This window comes from Brevibacillus parabrevis (assembly GCF_003710905.1).
In the GTDB taxonomy this organism is placed as follows: Bacteria; Bacillota; Bacilli; order Brevibacillales; family Brevibacillaceae; genus Brevibacillus; species Brevibacillus parabrevis.
In genome coordinates this window covers 1-23,952 of sequence record NZ_RHHV01000032.1, presented here as the reverse complement: position 1 = coordinate 23,952, position 23,952 = coordinate 1, and the positions used below count along the sequence as shown (strand labels likewise).

Genomic DNA, 23,952 nt, shown 5'->3' with positions numbered 1-23,952 from the left:
CAGTTGTAGGTGAGAAGGTTTTTTCGCAGCCAAAGAGCGTTGGAAAGAAATGAAGCACCGATCTCTTTGGGCAAAAGGGGAGCGCAGGTATAGGCGAGGCGATACAAGAAGGAAGGAGGGAGGACATGACTCAACTGCTGGATATGCAAATCATGTTCAACGATGTGTTAAGACGAAAGGTCGCCATCGAACAGTTTGAGCAATGGGTTTATGGGCATCCAGACATTGAAGAGCATTTTGGCTCTCCGTTTTATTTGCAACTCATCAGCCTGGACTATCGGGGAACGTACATCGAACTGGACCTGAAGCAGCTGCTGGAGCCTGTCATCCCGTATCCGGAACTGGAAAATCGCAGGTTGAAAGAAAATTTGCAAATAGTTGCAAGCACGAATGATGATATCGCGACTGCTTTGGACACGATCTATGACGACTATTGTGACGGATACAGCTTTCTCCGCTTTCTGGCTTTGGCGTACGCTCTACTCAGTGGAGCTGAGGGGCAGTTGACGATCAGTTACCGTCAGCGCGCACTGCTCCAGGAAGAAGCAAGACGGATTCAATCGTTCTTTGCGGCAGGGAAAATCAAAATGACAGGACTGCACGAATACGCTGATCTTCGCCACGAAAGCGAGCAGATGGAATTGCGAAATATCGAGTCCATGCTGCGAAAACTGGAGGAAAATAATCGCGACACATGACATCTTCCGCCGTCAAGCCCGCCGCCGATCATCAGGCAGCGGGCTTTCCCTTTCCCTTTTCCATTCATTCACACCGCAGCATTGCTCCCTATCATCTCCGCCTGGTCAAGCGAGCGGGGCCGCCCGAGCAAAAAGCCTTGCCCGACAGGAACCCCCAGAGCTTTTGCCGCCGCCAGATCATCAAGCTCCTCCAGCCCTTCCAGCACCAACTGCGATTGTCCCAGACAAAAATCAACAAACAGCGAGACAAGCTTTTGCTTGTTCGGATGGTGGGCAAGCTGGCTGCCGAAATAGCGGTCGAGCTTCACCACGTCCGGCTCGTATTCGACGATTTTGCGCAAAGATGCTGCACCCGAGCCTACGTCATCCAGTGCGATCAAAAAGCCGTACGCGCGCAACTCGCGGATTTTCTGGCCGAGCAGTCGGACATCCCACATCTTGTCCTCCTCGGCCGCTTCATTGATCTCCAGTACAATTCGGCGAGCGATGCCCGGAAACGCAGCGAGAAGCTCGTCCAAAAAAGGTGGAAAGAGCGGATTCAGCAAGGTAGACGGAAAGAGATTGACAAACAAGTACGGCGCATTTCGCCCCGCAGGCATTTCCGCAAAATAAGATGAAACAGCACCGCGCATGGCGGCGGTATCCAATTCGTACAACTGACCAGCTTGACGCGCCGCCTGAAAAAGCTGCTCAGGCGATTGCTTCGATGCGCACCGCAGAAGCGCTTCGTATCCGAAGCATTGTCCGTTCGCAAGCTCCACGAGCGGCTGATAAGCAGCGTAATAGGTGGACGGCTTCATTGACTCAGCCATGAATCGTTTTCCCCTCCTGATCGCGAATCGACATGGCTCCGTGCAAACGTGCGGAGCGATGGAGGAGCCGAGTTTTTCCTCCGAGAAAGATTTTTTCACTTGGAAAAAATGGAATTTAGCTCATTCTACAATACAAATGGCGGTTCGGCAATTATTTTTACCAAAGGAAACATATTTGCATATGTACAAAACGCGTTACTTCTTGTAAACTGTCCTTGTCATCAACCCGAACAGGAGGGATTTTCCAATGAGAGCTTTCCTTTTGCCAAAACGGTCGTATGTTTGCGAACTACGGGAACGGCGGTGCCTGGGCGTAAAAACAACGGAAAGCGTTACAGCGTGAGCAACAGGATGGCGATGGCACGCGAACAGACAACCCGGCAAAAGCTGTTGGTGTACATGAAAAAGCAAGGGACCGTCGATGTCCAGCAATTGGCGGAGCACTTGCAAATGACCAAGGTCGCGGTACGCAAGCATTTGGATCTTTTACATAGAGAGCATTACGTAGAGGCAAGCATCATGCGCAGACAGATTGGGCGCCCAGTCTTTGTGTACAAATTGACGCCAGCGCCCGAGCGATTGTTTCCCACGCACTACGACGAATGGGTGACAGAGCTGATGGAAAATGTGGAGGAGCTGTTTGGCGAATCGCATGTGGCGATGCTGTTCGAACGCAGGATGAAGCGCATCCAGCAAAAATATCGCGAGCAGATGGCAGGCCAATCGTTCGAGGAGCGGCTTGACACGTTAGCGAAGCTACAGGATGCAGACGGCTATATGGTCAAGCTGGAGCAAAAGGCGGACGGGGTCTACTCGTTTATCGAAACGAATTGCCCGATCGCGAGAGTAGCCAGCGAGTTTCCCCAAGCGTGCCAGTGCGAATGGAGCTTGTTCGCTTCGCTGTTCAACGACGCGCAAGTCGACCGGACAGAATGCATCGCAGAAGGAGGGACGTGCTGCCGCTACCTTTTGACGAAAAAGCAACAGACTTGAAAGCTCATGCCAAATTAGGCATGAGTTTTTGCGTTGGCAGCGGCAGAAAAGGACAGACGACTATTCCCCAAGCGAAAGCTCGGGCGTATGGATATAGCAAGGCGAAAAAGCGAAAAACGCGAAGCATACTTGCGAGCCAACCAAGAAGGAGAGGAGGTGAAAACATGGCTATGCCCCAACCCAGGCGGACACCTGCGCGAAAAACGCCCTTTTTAAACCATCTAGAACTGCGGCGCGCTCCAAAAAGCCACCAGCAAAACTTTTTGCGTGTCAAACAATCCATGCCAAAGCAGGACATGGCTGTCGACAAATACGAAGCACCGCGGCCCAAGCGCCAGCTTCCAGCGAAAAGCAAAAGTCAAAGCCCCGTCGCAAGTGACGTTTCCCGCCAAGCGCGAAAGGTTGGAAAAGCTTTCGGGAAAAAAACAGCGCCCATCAAGCCGCCGAAAATACGGACGCCGCTGGCAGCTCCCGATCCTCTCGAAGAGTTGCCGCACCTCGATTCATCGAGCTTGCTTGCGAGCGAGCCTTTGCGCATGGCGGACAGCGGCGCAGTCACAGCGCCAGTACGGGGTCAACAGGAAACCGGGACTGCGGCAAACGCAGGCAGCAGCAGCAGCCAGGTTGTTTTCGCGGATGTAGCGTACACCGAGCAGGGAGAAAATGCGTATGTGCAAGTTTCGATTCTGGAAGAAGCGTGGGAAGTGAACTGGGTGCACCCGATTCATGCCCACTGGCAGCAGGAATGGCTGGAAATCCATCCGAAAATCTCGCTGGATGTGCAGGAGACGCGCCATGAGAGCAATGGGCGGGTGGTCTGGGTGCGCGGAGATTTTGAGCTGACCGTCATTGGCACGACAAGCGAAGCGGGAAAAGTCGCCCATGAGACGCTGCGCCTGCCTTTTACATCAACGGTTTTGCGCCCGCCAGTTGCCTCGGAAAAGCAGGGAGCGGGAGCATTTCCCGACAACAGCCCGCTTGCCAGCACGGAAAGCTGGATCGAAACAGGCGATTGGAAGGCGAGCCTCATGTCCGAGCCATTCATGAAAAAAGGAGCCGGCACAAGCGAGTACAACGGGGTGGCGATCGTCAGCGGGCGAATTTGGTGGTTCCGCAAACAACTGATTCCGCTCAGGCACGTAGGCCAAGACTGACGTGACGGCTTGTCTTCGCCATGGTCAGCAGGCCAGATCGGCAAGCGCAGGGAGCCAGTCCGCTTTTCCCCATGCGGGCAGCAAGCGCACGGCTTGTCTTTCGTACATAGGGAGTATCGCTGAGCAAATAATTACCTAGTTAACCAAAACTCCCAAGCAATCCGATCACAAGCCGGCTCCAAAAGGCAAAAAATGGGTATATCACGCTCGGCAACAGCCAAGTCGTTTGCCAAGGCCAGGCCATATGATGAAGAGAAAGACAATGCTCTGATAAAGGAGGCGATCAATCAAATGGGAAAACACGACGATTCAAAAGACTGCAAGTTCCGGGTTGAATACCATTGCGACGACAAACACGACAAGCATGACAAACACGATCACAAAGACAAACATGAATGCAAAGACAAGCACAAGCATGAGCATAAACACGAACATAAGCACAAACACGAGCACAAGCATGAGTACAAATGCGACCACGACCACAAGGACAAAGACAAGCATGACAAGGATCATTGCCACAGCAAGCCTGGCCATTCCTGCGGCGTGGACAATGTACGCGTATTTGGCTCCAGCACAGAAGCGACTACTTTTCCGAAAACGATCAAAGTGCCTGTCACCCTGGCAGAACTCTCGGTCGTAGTTTGTGTCGAAGCAGATATTCAATTGGAAAAACCTGCGCTGGAAATCATCCGGGCGTGGAAAAGCGTCATTCTTGAGCAATGCGAGCTGGTTCCGACATTCAATCCGTACGCGGCCAAACTGTTCGGAAGCGGCTTCATCCGCAAAAACCTTGAGTATGCCACAGCAGACCACGTTTCGGGCAGTGCCGTATGCGGGGATATTCGCCACATCAGCGCGCTGATTCCGTTCGACTTTTGCGTAGGAATTACGTTCCCTACATCTGGCCCATCCTTGCAGCTCATCCCCGATTTCACCTCTTCCGGCGAGCTGGGCAACAAGACAGGCACAGCAGCACAGTTGAACATGGGGCTATTTGGCAACCGCCAATTTTACAACGAAAAACCGTACTGTGAGCTGGTCTTTTCCGAGTTCACCGAGCTGGACATCGGGCAAGATTTGCGTAAAGTCAAATGCAACGAGCATGCTTTTTCACACGTACGCGAAAAAATTGTTCTCAATCTTGGGCTGAAAGTTTTGCAAGATCAGCAAGTTCCCTTGCCTGTGATCAATCCGCCAAAACCGCCGCACTACCCTTGCAAATAACCGCCAGCCAAGAAACGTAAAGACACTGACGCATCCGTTGGTGTCTTTGGTTTGTACAGAACAAAAATCCGCTTTTGTCTTCTCCGGCTCCCGATTTGACTGTCGCGCCACGCTCCGGGTATGAGAAAGTATGTTTGGCTCGCGGAGGCGGCACTTCGCTGCTTGTCGCGAGTAAAAACAGTTCGTCCAGGGAGTGGAGAGACAGATGAAGCTCGTACATGTTATGGCAACGCTCACGTGCCTGTTCTTGCTGGCTGGTTGCGCCAGTCCGGAGGCAGGCGGCCAAGGGGCTGCGGGGAATGCCGCCCGAAAAGAAATCGTGAATCCCGGGGGCGAGAAGGTTAGCATCCCGTTGCAGCCGAAACGCATTGCCGATTTGTCCGGGTCGACGGAGGAGCTGCTTTTGCTGGGGATGGAGCCTGTCGCGACGGGCAATATCGACTATGGCAACCGCGCCGAATTTTCTCCGACGATCAAAGAGCGGCTGGCTAAAGAGACAGTCAACCTCGGTTGGTACGCCGAACCGATCAGCCTGGAAGCCGTCATGGCCGTTGAGCCAGACTTGATTTTATTGGGGCCGCTGTTCAACGAAAATTTGTACGAGCAGCTATCCAAAATGGCTCCGACGATCAAAATTCCCCACCCGTACTACGAGTGGCGCAAGCGGTTGGACTTTTTGGCAGACACGTTTGAACAGCAGCCGAAAAAGGAACAGTGGCTGAGCGAATATGCGAAAAAAACAGCGGAATGGAAGCAAAAGCTCGGCCCGATTCTCAAAGACGAAACATTTGTCGTGGTCGAAACGTATCCGCAAAACTTGGTCATTTATTCGTCAACGGGGGCAGCCGAGCTGATCTACAGCGACTTGGGACTCAAGCGAGCGGAGGGCATCCCTGCGCCGGAGCATTGGGGCGGAATCGAAATCAGTCTGGAAGCGCTGTCTGCCCTCCATCCACAGCATTTGTTACTGATGGAAAACAGCGAAAACAAACTGAGCGACAGCAAGGTGTGGAAAAGTTTGGAAGCGGTGCAAAAAGGCAATGTGTACAAAATCAGCAACGTAGACAATTACAACTATTCCTACACAGCCATCGGCCGGATGCAATTGTTGGACAAGCTGGGCAACCAGATCGTGCAGGTGCACGGACAGAAGCAGTAGCAGTAGCCACAAAGCAGGCGGGACTAACAGCCATGGCGTGTACCATGTTCCAATCCGTACCGTTTTTTGCTCCGGCATGAAATCATTTCGCGAAAAAATCCGTTTTACAGCATTATCTCTCCGTCATTAGGTAGTGGCTACCGTGCCTTTTTCCATAAGATTAGGGGCAGGGAGTGACGAAAGGAGTAGAGTAAAAACATGGGACGAGTACGAATTAGTGTCTTTTTCAGCGTCTTCGTCGCAATGGTTGGCTTGATGATCATCGCCCCTGTCATGCCTCCATTGATTCGTGAATTGGGATTGAGCGAAACCCATTCCGGTTTGATTATTTCACTTGGTTCCGTAGCCATGGCGATCATGGCGCCCGTCTGGGGGAAATGGAGCGACACAAAAGGCAGAAAGCCCGTCATTTTAATAGGCTTTCTGGGAATGTTCGTCGCCTATGTGTTGTTTACGCTCACGATGTACGCAGGGCTTGCGAAGCTGATCAGCGGAGGTCTGCTCGTGTTCCTGCTGATCTTGGCCCGGGCGATGGTCGGCATGTTCATTCCTGCCGTTCCGTCTTCGGCGCAAGCGTACATGGCTGATGTGACGGAGGAAAAGGACAGGTCGTCCGGGATGGCGCTGATCGGTGCTGCCAATGGAATGGGGCTTGTCCTCGGGCCAGCGATCGCGGGAGTTTTTGCCCTGATCGGTCTGATTTGGCCGCTGTACATCGGGGCGCTGCTGCCGATGATCGCGTTTATCGTGGTGCTTCTCTTGATTCCGCCGCACAAGCCGGTTGTTGCGACAACCAAGCCGCCCAAGCTGAATCCTTTGCAAAAAGGACTGCGTCTGTACTTGTTCGCAGGGATGGCTACCATGCTGAGCATTGTCACCTTGCAAGTCGTCGGCGGGTTTTATTTCCAGGATCAGCTGCTTTTGACCACAACAGATACGGCGCGGATGCTTTCCATGGGCATGATGCTGAGCGGAGTCGCGATGATCATTACCCAAGGGGTGCAGATGAAAAATCCGAAATGGCAGCCGCGCTCGCTGATTCTCGTCGGTTCCTTGCTGGTGCTTGGCGGTGTAGCGCTGTTCCTGCTGTTCATTCATGCTGTCGGCTTTTACATCGCGTTCTTCTTATTTGGTGTAGGTACGGGCTTGATGATGCCAGGCTTTATGGCAGGCGCTTCGCTTAGCGTTTTGCGCGAGCAGCAGGGCGGAGTAGCCGGATTGGTGGGAGCCGTGCAAGGCATATCGGCTGTAATTGCGCCGATCTTGAGCACAAGTCTGTACCAGGTAGAGCGGCATTTGCCTTTTGGTGTCGTTGCCATTGTCGTGCTTTTGATGGCGATCACGCTGTTCGCTTCCAAAGGCGCACCTGTGTCAGCCAATGTGCTGGCGACGAAGCATTCGGAATAAGCAGTGGACCACCGAAGGACCTGTCTTCTGACCATCTGTGGGGGGCGGGTCTTTCTTTTTTACCATGCAATGATAATGATTCTCGTCAACCATCTGCGACAGGAAAGGAGAGTCGGGTATAAAAATGAAAGCAGAAATGTCCGGGCTCTTGCAAATCGCCAAAGAGAAAAAAGGGCTGCTGACCGCGGCCAGCTTGCTTTCGACGGTTTCCAGTCTCCTGCAAATCGCTCCCTTTGTAGCCGTGTACAAAATCGTGGAAGAACTGCTCTTGCACGCGCAAAGTCCTGCGGGAATCGACAGGGAGCTGATCACGTATTGGGGCGTCGCCGCTTTGGTAGCGCTGGTTGCCGCCTTGCTCACCTTGTACGTCGGGCTGATGTGCTCCCATGTGGCTGCCTTCCAAATTTTGTACCAGTTGCGGGTACGGCTGGCCGAGCACGTGGCGAAAGTCCCGATGGGCTACCATACGAAAACGGCCACAGGCGAGTTGAAAAAAGTGATCGAGGTCAGTGTCGAAAAAATCGAGAAATTCATTGCCCACCAGCTGCCTGACATGGTGACAGCCATTTTGATCCCGCTTTTGATGATCGGGTATTTGTTTTGGCTCAATGGGTTGCTTGCTCTCGTGCTGCTCGTCCCGGTTGTCTTCGGTCTATGGGTTCAGGCGCGCATTTTTACAAGTGAACTCGGCCGAAACGCTTTTCGCGATTATCAGTTTGCCGTGGAAGAAATGAACGCGACAGGCGTGGAATACGTGCGCGGCATGCCCGCTGTCAAAATTTTCGGGATCAAGGCGGATGAATTTTTGACTTTCCAGCGTGCGGTGAGCAGCTATCGCGACATTGCGCTGCGGATCACGGCGCTGTGCAAGAAGCCGTACAGCCTGTTTTACGTGCTGGTCAGCTCCTTGTTTACGTTTATTGTCCCGATCGGCATTTTGCTTGCGAGCGGTCAGCCGGGGAATCAGGCGTTTGCCATTACGTTTACGCTGTTTTTGATTATTACGCCGAGCTTGTCCGTGCCTTTGCTGCGGCTGATTTACGTCGGGGGCGGGCTGCGGGAAATTATCGAAGGCAACAAACGGATTGCAGCGGTGTTTGCCGAGCCGATCGTAGCGGAGCCAACTGCTCCTCGCGTCCCTGTTGCTTACGACGTCGCCTTCGACCGCGTCTCCTTCGCCTATGAAAACAAGGAGAGCAAAGACTACAAGCCCATTTTGCAAAACGTCGACTTCTTCGCCAAAGCGGGTGAAATGACGGCGCTAGTCGGGCCTTCCGGCGGGGGGAAATCGACGATCGCCAACTTGCTCTTGCGCTTTTGGGACGTGCAGGAGGGAACGATTAGCATTGGCGGTGTCCCGATCCAGGAGATGGGCACGGAAAAACTGATGGACACCGTGTCGTTTGTGTTTCAGGATGTGCACCTGTTTTACGACACGATCGAAGCGAACATCCGGATGGGGAACACGTCCGCATCCAGGGAGGCGGTCATTGCTGCGGCGAAAACAGCTTGCTGCCATGAGTTTATCGAAAAGCTGCCGCTCGGCTACGAAACAAAGATCGGCGAAGGGGGAACGTATTTGTCCGGCGGCGAAGCCCAGCGTCTCGCGATTGCCCGCGCGCTGTTGAAAAACGCCCCGATTTTGGTTCTCGATGAGGCAACCGCCTACGCCGATGCGGAAAACGAGAAAAAGATTCAGCAAGGCTTGATTGAGTTGGTGAAAGGCAAAACCGTGATCATGATTGCCCATCGGCTGTCGACGATTCGCGCAGCGGAGCAAATTTTGGTCGTGAACAAAGGCGAGATTGTCGAGCGCGGGACACACGACGAGCTGCGCCAGCGAAACGGCCTGTACGAAAAGATGTGGCAAGCGCATGTCAGCGCCGCTACGTGGAAGCTCGGCGCGAACCATACGGACGCACACAAACCCGAGATGAGAGGGGAGGCCCCAGCGAATGCTTCCTTACTTTACTAACATTTCCGGCGGCAACGTGCGGAGCTTGTGGCCCGCTGCTTTTGCTGCCTTGCTGGACGGGATTGCCAAAGTCATTCCTGCCGCTTTGCTCGTCGACATTTTCCAGACGATTTACCTTTCCTTTGCCCAACCGGAGTCAGGGCTTGATACTGCCCGCTTGTGGACCGTCTGCGTCATTTTGTTTGTCTGGCTGATCGTGTCGTACGTCACCTATGCCCATCTGTACGAAAAATCGTACACGGCAGCCTATCGTTTGGCGGCCACCGGGCGGATGAAGCTCGCCGAACATTTGCGTCATTTGTCGTTAGGCTTTTTTGGCAAACGCGATCCCGGCGACGTGACGAACCTGCTGCTCAGTGATTACGCGCAGGTCGAACATACGATTTCCCACAACGTTCCGCAGCTAATCAGCGCAGTCATGCTGCCTGTGCTCGCTTTGCTCGGACTTGCCTTTTTGGACTGGAAAATGGCGCTTGCCATGTTTGTCGCGCTTCCGTTCGGTGCGCTGCTGTTGTGGCTGACCGATTCGTTGCAGGCCCGGCTCAGCGAGAGTCACGTCCGGGCGAAAAATGAAGCGGCCAGCAGGCTCCAGGAATATTTGACGGGTATCCGCGAAATTAAAGCGCACAATGCTGGCGGAAAGCGCTTTGAGCGCCTGCGGCTTGCCTTTGATCGGCTCATGCGGGCTTCCATCCGGCTGGAAGGGCTGGTCGGGCCGCTGATCATGGGCGCGCTTTTGCTGACGCGCTCCGGGATGACGATCATGATTTTGGTCGGCAGTTATTTGCTTGTGGGCGGAACTTTATCGCTATCGGTCTTTCTGCTGTTTCTGTTGATCGGGACACGCGTGTTCGAGCCGCTGACCGTCGTGTTGATGAGCTACGGAGAAATGCGTTACTCGGCTTACAGCGCACAGCGGATCATGGATGTGCAGACAGAGCAGCGACAGCCGGGAACGGCGCTCATTCAGCCGCACGGGCCCATCGTCTTTGAGCGGGTGACGTTCGGCTACGACGAGAACAATCCTGTTTTGCAGGAGCTGTCCTTTACGATCCAGCCGAATACGATTACCGCGCTGGTCGGTCCGTCCGGAAGCGGAAAAAGTACGGTGACCCGGCTGATCGCCCGCTTTTGGGACGTCCAGCAAGGAACGATCACCATCGGCGGCATGCCTGTGCATAAGGCTGACCCCGAATTTTTGCTCAAGCAGATGTCGATGGTTTTCCAGGACGTATACTTGTTCCAGGACACGATTGGCAACAACATTCGCATCGGCAAAATGGATGCGACCCAGGCAGAGATTGAAGAGGCGGCCAGGCGCGCCTGCTGCCATGAATTTATTTCCCAATTGCCGCAAGGATACGCTACACCTGTTGGCGAAGGTGGTTCTACTCTGTCTGGCGGCGAAAAGCAGCGCATATCGATTGCCCGCGCGTTGCTGAAAGACGCTCCGATCGTCCTGCTTGACGAAGCGACAGCCTCGCTTGATCCCGAGAACGAAACGGCTGTCCAGCAAGCGATCAACGAGCTGGTCAAAAGCAAAACGGTCATTTTGATTGCCCATCGCCTGAAAACCATTCAACATGCGGACAAAATCATCGTGCTGGATCAAGGACGTCTTGCCGAGGAAGGGACCCACAGCGAATTGGTGGAAAAATCCGGGCTGTACGCCCGTTTGTGGAGGTTGCAGCAAGAGGTCGACGGCTGGCGCGTGAAGTAAGAAGGATCATCCCGTCCGAGCGGCGGGGTTATTGTCGTTGGATCACAGATGAGAGAAACAACACAGAGGTGAACGACCCCATGAGTCAGGCGGGACACTGGTACGCAATCGAGAATCGCAAGGACAAGCATTGTGCGCTCGCAACCGATTTGAATGCGCTCTATCAAAATGGTTCGTTTCAGCAAACGTTATCGTTGCCCGATCAGATCGGCAAAGGGTACTGGCAGAAAACCAGCCTGAACACGATGCTGGAAATAATGGTTTGCGACATCGTTTTACACGAGGAATTGAGCATGAGCAGCACGGAACAGGACGACTGGATGAAAATATGCTTTTGCCTGGGAGAAGGGATGCAATGGCTGTCAACGGACACACATCGGGACTATGGAATCGCTTCGGGTGAAGTGACCGCCTTCGGGAGAGCGATGACGAGCAGCACGTGCCAATTCGATCCCGCGCGCAGGTTTCACAGCCTGACGCTAAAGCTGGATGTAAACAGACTGATGCAGGCGTGGCCCGTCGCTTCGCTTGAACAGCAATGGGCACGCTTGACGGCACATGACAGTCTGTACGACAACAAAAAAATGACGCCTTTGGTGAGGCGCATCCTCCACGAGATGCTGGATTGTCCCTATCAAGCCGCAGTCAGACGCATGTATTTGGAAGGAAAGGTGCTGGAGCTGTTGGCCGTGTACATCGATGAGATTTTGCGGGAAAAAGACACGTTGCCTCGTGAAGTCACCTTGTCCAAGACGGACTTGACCAGTTTGTGGCAAGCCAAACAAATCGTCGATGCCAATCTGCTGTCGCCTCCCAGTCTTGCCGAGCTGTCCCGGCAAATTTGCCTCAATGAATACAAGTTGAAAAAAGGCTTTAAACAGCTGTTCGGCTTGCCTGTGCATGCTTATGTGATCGATCAGCGGCTGGAGCAGTCGAGACGCTTGCTGGAGGAGGGCAGCGTCAATGTCACGTATGCCGCCAGCATGGCAGGGTTCAACAACCTGGGACAATTTGCTGAGAAGTTCCGGAAAAAGTACGGGGTGAATCCGTCTGCTTACTTGAAGAGCAGGGGATTTCGGACTGTTTAATTACGAACTATAATTTGTTATGGCGGTAATAATATTCGCCTATTTTCTTTATGATCGGCTCGAAGTGAAAAAAATCACGGGGGTAATACTTTTCGCCGTCCATGATCATGAGGTTAAAGGCGAACATTAAGAAAATAGCCAAGGCATTCTTTTCCCGACTAGGCATTTGGACGGATTTTCATGTCATTCTCTGGAAAAGTGGCTGAAATCTACTATAATGAGAGAAAACCGGGGAAGAGAATGTATGTTCTGATAGGCTGTACGCTCCCCCTTGGAAGATATGGGAGGCTGAAACGATTGTGATCCATTCTACATTGGAACCAACAGTGAATAAGATGGAGCAAGCCATTGACAAATGGTTCGCCTACATCGAGGAAAAAGACGCCGATGAGATTGTCCGCCGCACGACTTTGCAAGTGGGCATCCATGACTCTGCCATGCTCGAATACAAAAATGATCGGGCCAGCGTTGTCCTGATGGAGCTGGATGATTGGGAGCTTGATTTTGACGACACGCCAGGAGACTTTCGGCGCTTAGGATCGAAGCAGGCGGATTTGTCAGAGACAGACGTGCTGGAACAGGTCGTCCCGCATCTTGCCGCCTATATAAAAGAAAAGCTGGAAACTCTCTCGTCACAAGCGCTGATTAACTACCAGTTTTCGTTTTGGGGCAAGTTTCAGACAGACACGGGGGAAGTAAAGCTGCCGATTGTCGAGCTGTTCAACGCGGAAAAACAGCAACGCCTGCTGGCGGAGATTTCCGCTTATCGCACGCAACTGTTTTCGGCTTCAACTGGCCCGACCAAACCGCTGGAGACGTTTTTCCTTTCGCGTCATCTGCTGAACCGCTCGCTGTTTCCCGAGACGGATTGCCACGAAGCCATCCGGGTGTTTGATCGCATTTTGGAAGTAAACAAAAGCAAAAAAGAACAGCTTGGCGAACATCAGCACAAGATCGTCAATGCCTTGACGGACTGGGTGGAAGGCTCGTTTTTGCCGCTTTATTTTGATGTCGTGACCAAAACGTGGCAGGAAAAGACTTATCAACGAAAGAGCGGCTTCGATCCTAGGCACATCGACGAAGGGGCTATGGAGTTGTTCCTGTATGCCGCCGTCGCTGTGATCAAGTATGAACCGTCCTACAGTAGACAAAAAGGAATTACCTGGCTGGAGCGGGCTGTTGAACTCGGCAGCAAGCGCGCTTCGCAGTTCATGAAGGAAGGCAGCGGCACGCTCTCCCGCGAGCTGACCGTTCTGCGTGACGAACAGGTCGAGTGCCTGGCAAATGACGTCTTTGCCACCGTGACGATCTCGATCAAGCAGGAGCGCGAAGAGAGCTATGCGCAGGCCCTTGCATTTCTTTGCGCGTTGTTGCAGAGCGGTTTTCCGAAAAGCTATCAAATCAAGCTCAAATCCGGCGTCAAGCAGTTTTTGCCGATCAAAGGATTGGCGAAGTCGGGAACTCATCGCTTTTTTGCCAACGCGCTGGCTTATCCGAACTTGCACCCGTTGCTTGCCGATTACGCCCGCGTTGCCATGGTCACTTATGAGTGGTATACGGATGCCGATGATGAGAGAAATGCACTGCCTGGCACATATGCCGTCTTCGGGCTGGGATTGGCGGACGCTGAGTATTTTGCTTTGGTGGAGGAGTATTTGGACACGATCGATCTGGAGCATCAGTCCGTGCAAGATTATTTTACGGCTGCCTTCGTCGAGAAGCACGGCGTCCATCCAGAGTCGCTCCCGACATTGGTCGCGTGCTTGGTGCACGGCACCGACGCAACGAAAGTGAAGATCAAGTCAGAGCTGGAAGAAGAGCCTAATTTGAGCTTGTTGCTCGATTTGCTGCAAACACAAGAGCCGCTTGAAGTCGAGCATGTCATTTACATCGTCTGGGGTGGTTTGGACAAGCTTGCAAAGATCGCTGCCAAAGCAAAAGGGGAGAAAGCAGAACGGCTGTCGGCCTTGCTGGATTTGGCGAAAGACCAGTCTGGAAAATGATGGTTGTATAAGAGGGGACACTCTGTCTGAGCGGTCGCTGTATGGTTTTTGGGAGCGGGTGGTTGATTTGATTCGCACGTAAATTCATAGGGCACGCGCTTGATTCATGTTCCAATTCATTTCGAACTGGTGTGATTTAGGCACCAGTTTTTTTGTACAGGAAATGTGATACGTCGACGGTGGAAGCAATTCGTACACTGGGCGCAGTGGCTGTGGAGATCCTCATTCGTTCCGCACGATATGGCAACGAGGCGGAAGCGTTCGTCATGTTGCACCCTAGGAGCGAGCTTTTGCTGTGACGGCTGCTGCTCTCGGCGTGCGGATCGGCATTGGACGCGTAGTCATAACCAACCTATAGCCATGCATACATATTGGTGAGAATGTAGGCATGGGAGGTAGAGGAATGGACGACAAGAACGCTCGCGATCAGACGCACAATCAAAGGTGGCAAGGCGGTCCGCAACCGTCGCGCTACTCGCAGACGGTTGGGAAGCGTGGACCGATTCTAGAACAAGACACCATGCTGCACGAAAAAAATGAAACGTTTATCCATGAGACCATATTAGAGCGCCCGTTGCATGTGAAGGGGTTCGGAGCCTTTGGCTATTTCGAGACGTTTCACTCGATGGCGGCTTACACGAAGCTTTGTTTCCTGCAGCATCCGGGCCAGCAAGTACCCGTTGCTGTCCGATTCTCGCTGGCGGCCAGCAACAGGGGGACGCCGGACACTTCGCGCAATGTGCGCGGCTTCTCGACTAAATTTTATACCGAGCAAGGTATCTTCGACTTAATATGCAACCATCTTCCCGTGTTTACGGTGCGGGACCCCATGCGGTTTGTAGAGACGGTCAGCGCCTTCAATCCGTCGCCCGTCAACAACTTGATGGACCCTAATCGGTTCTGGAGCTTCTACGCGGACAATCCGGAAGCGACGCATTTCGTGCTGCAACTGTACTCCGACCTGGGGACGGTCAAGAGCTTCCGTCACATTCCGGGTTACAGCGTGAGTACTTATGTTTGGAAGAATGAGCAGGATGTCCGCAATTATGTGAAATACAACTGGGTTCCGCTGGCTGGCGTGCAGTATATCGATAGCCAGGAGGCGGCGAGGCTCGCCTGCGAGAACCCGGATTATGCGGGCAAGGATCTCTATGACACGATTGCTCAAGGAAAAACAGTGGAATACGGGCTGTATGTACAGCTCATGAATCCGCAGGACGAAGCTACGCTGCCGTTCGATCCACTGGACGATACGAAGGTGTGGGATGTGCGGCAGTACCCACTGCTGCCAGTCGGCAAGATGGTGCTGGACACCAATCCCGACAATTATAAGGAACAGGTGGAGAAGCTGGCCTTTTCTCCGTCCAATATGCTGGACGGCGCCGAGTTTTCATTGGATAGAGTGCTTCAAGGCCGCGCCAATATTTATACGGATTCACAGCGTTATCGGTTGGGACCGAATTTCCGCAGCATCCCGATCAACCATCAGGCGGACTGGAAGCCATCTGACGAGGTAACAAGCGGCACCGGCAACTATGTGGCAGGGCGGCTTGAGCGCACTGCACCTCCAAAAGGGGATGACTTCACGCAGCCGGGGCAATTTTACAACTCGCTGTCGCCTGTGCTTCAAGAACACTTAGTCCACAACATTGCCTCCGATCTTGGAGCTGCGGTGCCGGAGTTGCAGCGGATTGTGCTAGGCTATCTAACCCAGGCGAGCCCGGAACTGGGGGAACGCGTTGCCAGGCAGATCGGGAGCAACGGGAAGAAGTAGCAACGACAGAGAATCCGAGACGTCCCGGAATAAGACGCTGAGTTTCCCGACATTCGGAAAAAATGCCAAGAGCGAAGAAACGAACACCCGTCAGCGGCTTTTGACGGAAATCACGCCATAACCGTAAGTAGACGGTTACTTCAAGCACCTTAATCTCAATCATAGAGGACGAACTAGCCGCAGGCGCAGTATGCCTGTGGCTGTTATTTTTTTATGTGAATGATAATCGTTTTCATTTATAATGACGAGAGTTGGAACGGAAACAAAAAGATGGAGGGATTGCATGGACGTGAAGGGCGTCATCGAACATATCATGCTCTGGAATCATGCGTCCATCAAAGTGTTGGATGTGCGTCACCAGCTATTGGGAAGAGAAATCGGCTCGCGCTCGTACAAGCTGCCGGCCAGTACGTTTTTGTTTGCTGCGCAAGGAAAGGCGCAGATTTGTCTGGATGGCAGCGAGTACGCGATCAAGCCATACGATATCGCCCATAGTGGAAAAGGGACGCTTATGGACATTTTTTTGACAGAGGACGCATTTGAATACTACTTGATTTTTTATCGGGCCGCGATCCCGTTGACCAGTCGGCAGCAAATCGTCAACTTGCTGCGAAAAAGCGACCCGTTTCAGCTGCCTTACAGCTTTCAGCCGTGCCAGCCGATTGAGCTGCTTGCACTCGTCAAGCAAATGGACGAACAGTGGCAACGCACGGGCGAGCTGGAGCGCTTCCAGACGAAGGCACTCTTTTACCAGTTTGTAAGCGCCGTGCATCGTCAACTGCTCGATTCGAAAGGGGCACGGCTGGAAACCGATCCCGCCGCCCAGGCGAAGCAGTACATTCAGAACCATTACGCCGAACCGATCACGCTGGAGGCGCTCGCGGAAATGCTGCGCTACAGCGTCCCACATTTATCGGCCTTGTTCAAGAAAAAGACAGGCTACAGCCTGATCGACTACCTGATTCGCGTACGAATGGAAAAGGCGGCAAGCCTGCTGGTGGAAACAGATCGGCAGTTGCGCGAGATCGCCGAGAGTGTCGGCTACCGCGACCCGTATTATTTCGGGCGCTTGTTTAAAAAAGTATACGGAATATCGCCCGCGCGTTTTCGGGCGACAAAAGCACAGACGCCGCAAACAGCAGATCGTCCGGCAACCATCATCGGATCGTCCATTGCCGCTCTCGATTTTCGCCGTTATATTGATAGCGAGAATCATTATCCATACAAGAAAGAGGGACGCAAAACCATGTACAGACCTGCCAAACCATCTGCTGCGGCAACCGTCATGCTCTGCCTGACCCTGATGCTTGCCGCGTGCTCCGGCAATGCGGGAGCGCCAAGTCAGGCGGCGAACGGGAACCAGACGGAAACAAGCGCTGCATCAGACGCCAATCGCTCGACGCAAACGAGCTCTGCGCCAGCGGATGCGAGTTCGCAAACCCAAGTCATTTCCACCGTCAAAGGGGATGTCGTCGTTCCAGCCGCACCAAGGCGCATCGTCGCCGATCAATATTTGGGCACACTGATTACACTCGGTGTCACACCGATCGGAGCGCCCGGCTTGCATCGCCAAAACCCGTATATTACCGAGGCGCTGAAAAATGTCGAGGACATCGGGGATGTCAACGGCTCCTTGGAAAAAGTGATCGACTTGCAGCCTGACTTGATCGTCACGGAATCATCCGACGACCAGGGCCGCTATGATCAGTTGTCCAAAATCGCCCCGACGATCTCCATTCCGTATGGACAGTTGAAAAATATTCAAGAGGAATTGACTTTCTTCGGCAAGCTGCTCGGCAAGGAACAGGAAGCAAAAGACTGGCTGGCGGATTACGAGAAGCGCATCGCCGCCGCGAAAGAACGCGTGCACAAAGTCATTCCCGAAGGCAAGTCGTTCTCGATTATTGAGCTGACCGACAAGCAGATGTTCGTCTATGGCGACAACTTTGGCCGGGGCGGACAGGCTGTCTATCAGGCGCTGGGCTTGAAGCCGCCAGCTGCGATCGCCAAAACGCTGCAGGAGAAGCAGTGGCTGGAGCTGTCCAGCGAGCTTTTGTCCCAATACGCCGGAGACTATATCATCTTGACTTCGAACAGTCACACGCTGGAAGACTTGAAAAAAGATCCGCTCTGGTCGTCGCTCGACGCTGTGAAAAACAACCATGTGTACGTCTGGAAGGAAGAACGTTCCTGGTACTACGACCCGATTGCGGTGTTGTCGCAGACGGAAGAGATTGCCGATTGGTTGACGAAGCAGTAATCCGTTTGACCATTTTGGAAAAAGCGAAAGCCCGCGCAAAGTTCCTTGTCAACTCTGCATGGGCCTTTTTTGCTTTATTTTCTTCCTGCAAAGCCTGCAGGAGGTGACTTTACCTGTGGCTCTGGCTTGGAGGAACGTGACTTGGTTTTAAATAAGGTAGGGTCGATATCGAACATGCTGATGGCAAGCTGATCTTTCCCGTGTACTTGAGCAATGATTTTTTCGTGTCCACTAAAAGGCGCCTGGGCAGATGAGCCGCCGTATTCACCTGTATTGGCAAGAATGACAGGCTGGAACATATGATAATTCAAGGCGGAAACCATGTTGTCAAACGTCCCGATGTCTTTGTTCAGGGCCGAGATGACAAACATGTCGGAAATATCACGAAGGTCAGCCGTCAGTGCTATGTCGGTTGCATCGTAACAAATAGCTCCCGCCACGCGTATAGATTGATTGCCTTTTTGAAACTCGACATAGGCTTGGTAAGGTCTGTGGCTTTGGATATTCATTTTGCGTTCCAGCTTCGTCATATGCTGCTTGCCTTGCCACACGGCAACAAGTGGATTTTCGTCTGAATTGAGAATCCAAATCGCTTGATTCACCGTGGCTTGATCGGATGCTCTTTTTTGAAAACCTAATCCCGCAAAAATGCTTGCTTTCGTTTTGTGGGAGAGTCTCAGCAAGTAGTCGATGTCGTCGGGATGGACAGACAGCTCAGGAAAGACGATCAGATCAGCAACATAAGCGGACTCCTTGCCTGATCTTTTTATAGCAGCGTGCCAAGTTGCCAGATGCTTCTCAACCATGTGGCAAAGGTCCGCAATATGAGCACGGTGTTTCTCGCGGAAGTCCGAAGACCAGTGCATCGGATCTTTGGCGTTAAAATCGTCCATGTATGGCAGCAAGGATTGGACGATGGCGACACGGAACAGGCGGTCGTCCTGACGCTTTTGCAGTTTGACAGGCAATACGTATCCTGGCGTGTTGGACAATTTGCCAAATACTTTCTGCTGCTCTTGCATACGGTTCTGAATGATTTTCAGCCATTTTTTGCGGTCGGACTGTGCAGCAGAAATCCCGTGAACAAACCTTTCGCGATAATCGATACCCGGCCATTGCAAAAGCAGGAACAACAGCTCGCTCATCCAAGGGGACAAGGGCAACGGCTCCGGGAAGAGGCTGCTCGCCAGGCTGGACATGCCAAAGCGGCGTGAAAACCAGGTGGAGCGCAATCCTCTGTACCCAGCCGAAACGGAATGGTCTTGTCGCATCAGAAACGAGTTCGTCGTGTAGTCGTATTCGCCAGTCAGGCAAGCTCGTAAAATACAACCGAGATTGTACATCCACCGACATTCTGCTTTTACCCAGTGCGGGGTTGGCAAAGAGTATGAGCTTTTTGTATTGGTTACCGTGATGGCAAACGGCTTTTTATAAGGATTTTGCCAAGCTTCTTTGTCCGTCATCGTTATTTGCAAATCTTCGATGGACAGGCCGTTTTCGCTGTTCAAGCGGGTAAATGCATCTTCTTTGCCCGAGCCAGGTTTCAGCAACTCCAACATCAAATGCAGCAAAGCATTTTCTTGCTGAAAAGGATTATCTGCGCTCGTAATGAGACTGGCGAGACTGACAGGCGTATTCGTTGCAGTTGCAGAAGACCAGTCTGCTTGTTTCTTGAGCGAGTTGCGATAGATGATGGAGGATAGCTCAGGCACCTGCTGGACGATCTCTGTTTCGATGGTCAGGCTTGAGAGAATCCTCTGAAGCAGATCAGGGCGATTCGCGCAAAGGAATTTTAACGACCGAATTTTTTGCGTAGGCTGCCGCTTCCATTTCTGATAGGCTTCCGCAAACCACGAACTGAACCTGTCAGGATTTGGATGAAGCTGTTGGACGATCAAGGCCATCGTTAGCATATCCTTACGATTTTTACTGGTGATCGCACTATAAAGAAGTGCACGATGTAAAAGTGCGTAAGGCTGCAACTCGCTGCTTTCATCATTCAAAACGTAAGCTTGGCCAACCGAAGCAAGATAGAGAGCAGCTTGTTGTTTCACATACCAGGACATTATGTCCTGAGCGTCTAGTATCTTCCTTGCAAAAACGGCGAGATGTTCGCGAAAAGCAAGCAAATCCGCATGTTCAGGATCATGCTTTTTCGAGTGGTGACCAATCCAGACAGAACACGCGCACAGGATATCCGCCGAAACGTATTCCATCACGAGTTTTTGGTGGCTGAGCTCTGTATCATTGCTAACGTTCATATAAAGCTTTTGCTCAAGAGCTTCCGTTACGACTTTCAACAGTTTTGCGCTAGGAAAGAGATCGAGCCCAAACTTCAGCAGGGAGCTTAACGATGGATTTTTCGACCAAACGGCAATTAATTTCCTGGCGTACAGTTCAAAATCGTGGCCGATATGACTGTTTACGGTAGGGTTCTGATCGCTGGAACCGATCATGCTTTTTTGCAGCCTTAACGCGTCTACAAGTCGTTTCGCTGCAAACCGCTTCAATGTGTCGGATTTTACGTCCGCATTCTTGACGGCGATTTTTGACAGGGCAAGATTGTTTACATGTTCGACAGCCGAATCGCCAAGTTGCTCAGACAATTGGATGAGACCGTCTAAACCCCCGACAATTTGTCGCAAAGCTTCGATATCCGGGGTGCCGCTTAACGTTCCTTGCAGGATTTGCATGCGGCCAGAGAGGTCACTCTGATTGGAAATTTCTTCATAGCTTTGGATGCTGACTTTATCGGGGTGAATCTCCAAGAAATCTGGTTCAGCCCCCATTTGGCTCAAATGCGAATTGAGCTTGGCTTGAATATGCTCTGTCACCATTTGTTTCAGTTGCTCGATTTCAACGGTGTCAGCAGCTTCTACTACCAAACGGATATCGTCGACATAGCGGCAGTAATCGCGAATGATAAACGGTTCGGAAAAGTCTGATGAGGCAACTTTTTGATGAATGCTTTTTCCTACTTCTTGATCAAATCGCAGCAGGTAGATATTCGAAAAAAAACCGCCCGCAACAAGACCTTGTGGAATACCATCAGGGAGCGTGTCTTTGTTGAGCACTTGTTTTGCCATGGCTTGGTCGGAGTCGTTCCATTCCCAATCGAAAACAGTTCGGGCCATTTCCCAAAAATCAGGATCAGCTTGAAGCGAATCGTCTAGCGTGAACCTTTCCACGTATTCGTTGTAAAGCTCTTCTGCTTCGTCAATTAATGCGGCTCTGTCAATACTGTCGTAGAAGCTCTTCAGGTCGAGTGAAAAGACGTAATGCTTTGTGCCCCGACGATTCAGATGCGTGTACAGTTGGCAAAAGTGCTTCGGACGTTCCAGGAACTTTTGGTAGTCATCGTAGTACATTCGATAGCATTTCGAGTTGCCCCACGGGAATGTAGCGATGGATTCTCCGTCTTCATTTTTGTCCCAGTGGCAATACAGACGGTTTCCGTAGTTAAAAACTTGTTTTCGCTGAGCTTCATGATAATCCGGAATGTCTGTCGGGCCTTGCAGTGTTTCGATGGCATTGGCCAAGCACAGCATGATCGCCGTTGCGATGGTTTGGTCCTGGATTTTGATGTGGGCGAGCGGTCTCAAATAGGTTTTGTCGCTTTCAAGCTTCTCTTTAATAGGGTGCCAGCCGTTAGAAGTAAACTCCCAGGTGCAGGTTTTGGGAGCGGGAACCAGTCTGAGTTTTGCGGGACAGTATTCTTCGCTTTCCAAAGATTGAGACCACTCATTCAAGCGATTTTCCAGGTCGAGCGTGGAAAGATCGAGTTCCAATACATTTGCATACCAATTATGCCTGCGGATGTAATTGTGTGACTTTTTCCATGCCTGAGCCAAGATGACTGTATCCGTTACGTATTGTTTCTGAGGGGACAAAACCCCGTATTTTTTGTCGATAATAGACATGTTTCCTCCTACTGCTATGCCCGATCGGGACAGTTCCCAGATGCTGGTCGCACATCGGTGCCAGTTTTGTTGTTTCCGAAAAATAGTGACTGATAGCCATAATAGTAGCACACATGGCACACTGGACTAAATCCCATGCATGCTTTTCCCCGTCACTTTGGTAAAATGAACAAAACACGACAAGACAAAAGGAGCCGAGGGAAACGATGACCCAAGCCCATACTGAGGCAGGATGGAATTTCGACAACAGCTATGCTTCCTTGCCTGACACCTTTTTCACCAAGCAAAATCCTACCCCTGTGCGCTCGCCGCAGCTCGTTATTTTCAATCGCCCGCTGGCAGCCGCACTTGGCTTGCAAGCCGATGCACTGGATGGGCAAGCGGGGGCGGAAGTGTTTGCCGGAAACCGGATTCCCGCAGGGGCAAAGCCGCTCGCGCAGGCGTACGCGGGGCACCAATTCGGCCACTTTACGATGCTCGGAGACGGGCGCGCTATCTTGATCGGGGAGCAAGTGACCCCTGAGGGCGAGCGGTTTGATCTGCAATGGAAAGGTCCCGGACGCACACCGTATTCCCGGCGCGGCGACGGACGGGCCGCACTCGGGCCGATGCTTCGCGAATATATCATCAGCGAGGCCATGTACGGCCTTGGCATCCCGACGACCCGCAGTTTGGCGGTGGTGACGACGGGTGAAGTTGTCATTCGCGAAGACGATCTGCCCGGCGCGGTACTCACGCGGGTCGCTTCCAGCCATATTCGCGTCGGGACGTTCCAGTACGCCGCCAAGTGGGGCAGCGCCGAGGAGTTGCAGGCGCTTGCCGACTATACGATACATAGACATTATCGCGAAGCCGCCCAAGCGGAAAACCGTTATCTCGCCTTTCTGGCCGAAGTGATCCGCCGTCAAGCCGAGCTGATCGCCAAATGGCAGCTCGTCGGGTTTATTCACGGAGTCATGAACACGGACAACATGTCGATTTGCGGAGAAACGATCGATTACGGGCCGTGCGCTTTCATGGATACGTTCGATCCGGCGACGGTGTTTTCCTCGATTGATCAGCAGGGGCGCTACGCTTACGGAAACCAGCCGCAAATCGGCGTGTGGAATTTGGCGCGATTTGCGGAAACGTTGTTGCCGCTCTTGCATGACAATCAGGCCCAGGCGATTCAAATGGCGGAGAAAGCCCTTTCCCAGTTTGCCGAGCAATATTACGGCACATGGCTGGCCGGGATGAGGGGCAAGCTGGGGATGTTTGGCGAAGAAGCCGACGATGTTTCGCTGATGGAAGAACTGCTTAGCTTGATGCAAAAGCATCGGGCGGACTATACCAACACGTTTCTCGCCCTGACTTTTGATCGCTTGAACGGTTCCGAGCTGTTTGCCACCCCCGAGTTTGCCGCGTGGCAGGAGAAGTGGCAAGCGAGACTGGCGCGTCAGTCTCAATCTGCGGATGACGTTTTGCAGTTGATGAAACAGAGCAATCCTGCCGTGATTCCGCGCAACCACCGTGTGGAGGCGGCGCTGGAAGCGGCTGTGCAAGACGGCGACTACAGCGTGCTTCGGCAGCTGCTTGCCGCGCTTGCCAATCCTTATGCGCACTCCGCGGAGCAGGCGGAGTACGCGTCGCTGCCGCCGGAAGCGTGCGGGCCTTATCGGACGTACTGCGGCACGTAATACGTGATCGACTTGACAATTGCGCGATCCATTCCAAGCTAAGCTTGGTAAAGAAACCTTTGCTGTTTAGGGACTGACCCCCGTCCGTA

General features: G+C 52.6%; 15 protein-coding genes. 13 read left to right on the top strand and 2 right to left on the bottom strand.

Going from position 1 to position 23,952, the window contains the following annotated elements; translation table 11 throughout:
• Nucleotides 1-125: 125 nt before the first annotated feature.
• On the top strand, nucleotides 126-698 hold the full coding sequence (locus EDM60_RS27850) for a hypothetical protein (RefSeq protein WP_122966829.1): 573 nt from the start codon (nucleotides 126-128) through the stop codon (nucleotides 696-698).
• Between the two features lie 68 nt (nucleotides 699-766).
• Here EDM60_RS27850 and EDM60_RS27845 read toward each other — a convergent pair whose 3' ends face one another.
• Complete coding sequence (locus EDM60_RS27845; RefSeq protein ID WP_122966828.1) at nucleotides 767-1,510, bottom strand: EAL domain-containing protein; 744 nt, start codon at nucleotides 1,508-1,510, stop codon at nucleotides 767-769.
• A 339-nt stretch (nucleotides 1,511-1,849) separates the two neighbouring features.
• On the opposite strand from EDM60_RS27845, the gene EDM60_RS27840 reads away from it, so the two are divergent.
• The 11 genes from EDM60_RS27840 (at nucleotide 1,850) to EDM60_RS27790 (ending at nucleotide 18,267) form a co-directional block, all read left to right on the top strand.
• Nucleotides 1,850-2,503, top strand: a complete 654-nt coding sequence (locus EDM60_RS27840; RefSeq protein WP_233454175.1) for a helix-turn-helix transcriptional regulator — start codon at nucleotides 1,850-1,852, stop codon at nucleotides 2,501-2,503.
• A 164-nt stretch (nucleotides 2,504-2,667) separates the two neighbouring features.
• Nucleotides 2,668-3,657, top strand: coding sequence for a hypothetical protein (locus EDM60_RS27835; RefSeq protein ID WP_122966827.1), 990 nt, complete (start codon nucleotides 2,668-2,670; stop codon nucleotides 3,655-3,657).
• A 291-nt stretch (nucleotides 3,658-3,948) separates the two neighbouring features.
• Complete coding sequence (locus tag EDM60_RS27830) at nucleotides 3,949-4,881, top strand: CsxC family protein (RefSeq protein ID WP_229049676.1); 933 nt, start codon at nucleotides 3,949-3,951, stop codon at nucleotides 4,879-4,881.
• Between the two features lie 205 nt (nucleotides 4,882-5,086).
• A complete protein-coding gene (locus EDM60_RS27825; protein ID WP_122966826.1) occupies nucleotides 5,087-6,040 on the top strand; it encodes an ABC transporter substrate-binding protein in 954 nt (317 codons plus the stop codon).
• A 198-nt stretch (nucleotides 6,041-6,238) separates the two neighbouring features.
• Nucleotides 6,239-7,447, top strand: a complete 1,209-nt coding sequence (locus EDM60_RS27820) for an MFS transporter (protein WP_122966825.1) — start codon at nucleotides 6,239-6,241, stop codon at nucleotides 7,445-7,447.
• A gap of 124 nt (nucleotides 7,448-7,571) precedes the next feature.
• Nucleotides 7,572-9,422 carry an ABC transporter ATP-binding protein gene (locus tag EDM60_RS27815; protein WP_254223102.1) on the top strand — a complete coding sequence of 617 codons (1,851 nt, stop codon included), beginning with the start codon at nucleotides 7,572-7,574 and terminating at the stop codon, nucleotides 9,420-9,422.
• Nucleotides 9,403-11,142: an ABC transporter ATP-binding protein gene (locus EDM60_RS27810; protein WP_122966823.1), complete on the top strand. Its 1,740-nt coding sequence runs from the start codon at nucleotides 9,403-9,405 to the stop codon at nucleotides 11,140-11,142. The genes EDM60_RS27815 and EDM60_RS27810 overlap by 20 nt, the downstream gene beginning before the upstream one ends.
• A gap of 80 nt (nucleotides 11,143-11,222) precedes the next feature.
• Nucleotides 11,223-12,230 carry a helix-turn-helix transcriptional regulator gene (locus EDM60_RS29330; RefSeq protein WP_233454176.1) on the top strand — a complete coding sequence of 336 codons (1,008 nt, stop codon included), beginning with the start codon at nucleotides 11,223-11,225 and terminating at the stop codon, nucleotides 12,228-12,230.
• A 299-nt stretch (nucleotides 12,231-12,529) separates the two neighbouring features.
• The gene (locus EDM60_RS27800; protein ID WP_307723380.1) at nucleotides 12,530-14,233 is read left to right on the top strand and encodes a DUF6138 family protein; all 1,704 of its coding nucleotides are present in this window, start codon (nucleotides 12,530-12,532) and stop codon (nucleotides 14,231-14,233) included.
• 403 nt (nucleotides 14,234-14,636) lie between these two features.
• Nucleotides 14,637-16,007, top strand: a complete 1,371-nt coding sequence (locus EDM60_RS27795) for a catalase (protein ID WP_122966822.1) — start codon at nucleotides 14,637-14,639, stop codon at nucleotides 16,005-16,007.
• Between the two features lie 283 nt (nucleotides 16,008-16,290).
• Complete coding sequence (locus EDM60_RS27790; protein ID WP_122966821.1) at nucleotides 16,291-18,267, top strand: AraC family transcriptional regulator; 1,977 nt, start codon at nucleotides 16,291-16,293, stop codon at nucleotides 18,265-18,267.
• A 74-nt stretch (nucleotides 18,268-18,341) separates the two neighbouring features.
• On the opposite strand, the gene EDM60_RS27785 is transcribed toward EDM60_RS27790, so the two are convergent.
• Nucleotides 18,342-22,187 (bottom strand): reverse transcriptase domain-containing protein, encoded by a 3,846-nt coding sequence (locus EDM60_RS27785; protein ID WP_122966820.1) that lies wholly within the window; start codon nucleotides 22,185-22,187, stop codon nucleotides 18,342-18,344.
• 206 nt (nucleotides 22,188-22,393) lie between these two features.
• Here EDM60_RS27785 and EDM60_RS27780 point away from each other — a divergent pair, with 206 nt between their 5' ends.
• A complete protein-coding gene (locus EDM60_RS27780) occupies nucleotides 22,394-23,863 on the top strand; it encodes a protein adenylyltransferase SelO (protein ID WP_122966819.1) in 1,470 nt (489 codons plus the stop codon).
• The last annotated feature ends 89 nt before the right edge of the window (nucleotides 23,864-23,952 follow it).